Source organism: Paenibacillus sp. 1_12 (assembly GCF_900114475.1).
Lineage (GTDB): Bacteria > Bacillota > Bacilli > Paenibacillales > NBRC-103111 > Paenibacillus_S.
This window is the reverse complement of record NZ_FOTE01000051.1, coordinates 6,371-7,334: the sequence shown is the minus strand read 5'-3', so window position 1 is coordinate 7,334 and position 964 is coordinate 6,371. Positions and strand designations below refer to the sequence as shown.

Sequence of the window (964 nt, the reverse complement as noted above, 5' to 3'; positions counted from 1 at the left end):
GGTACGGGAGTTACGGGTGAAACTGGAGCTACTGGAGCTACTGGCGCTACGGGTGCTACGGGTGCTACGGGTGGAACTGGAGTTACGGGAGTTACGGGAGTTACGGGAGCTACGGGAGTTACGGGAGTTACAGGTGCTACGGGTGGAACTGGAGTTACGGGAGTTACAGGAGTAACAGGTGCTACAGGTGCTACGGGTGCTACAGGTGCTACTGGAGCTACGGGAGTTACGGGTGAAACTGGTGCTACGGGTGCTACTGGGGTTACGGGTGAAACTGGAGTTACAGGTGCTACGGGTGCTACGGGTGCTACTGGAGTTACAGGAGTAACAGGAGTAACAGGTGCTACAGGTGCTACAGGTGCTACTGGAGTTACTGGAGTTATGGGTGAAACTGGAGATACAGGTGCTACAGGTGCTACTGGAGCTACTGGAGTTACGGGTGAAACTGGTGCTGCGGGTGCTACGGGAGTTACAGGAGTTACGGGTGATACTGGTGCTACGGGTGCTACTGGAGCTACTGGAGCTACTGGAGTTACGGGAGTTACGGGAGTTACGGGTGAAACTGGTGCTACAGGTGCTACGGGTGCTACTGGAGTTACAGGAGCTACGGGAGTTACGGGAGTTACGGGTGCTACTGGGGTTACGGGTGAAACTGGAGTTACTGGTGCTACGGGTGCTACGGGTGCTACTGGGGTTACGGGTGAAACTGGAGTTACTGGAGTTACAGGTGCTACTGGAGTTACTGGAGTTACTGGAGTTACTGGAGTTACTGGAGTTACTGGAGTTACTGGAGTTACTGGAGTTACTGGAGCTACGGGTGAAACGGGAGTTACAGGTGGTACGGGAGTTACGGGTGAAACTGGAGCTACTGGAGCTACTGGCGCTACGGGTGCTACGGGAGTTACAGGAGCTACGGGAGCTACGGGAGCTACGGGAGTTACGGGAGTTACGGGAGTTACGGGAG

The 964-nt window shown here is 55.2% G+C and carries 1 protein-coding gene; it reads left to right on the top strand.

Features of this window, described 5'->3' with window-relative positions; all coding sequences use genetic code 11:
* A partial coding sequence (locus BM210_RS34580) for a hypothetical protein (protein ID WP_218185022.1) occupies nt 1-964 on the top strand: 964 nt, incomplete at both ends.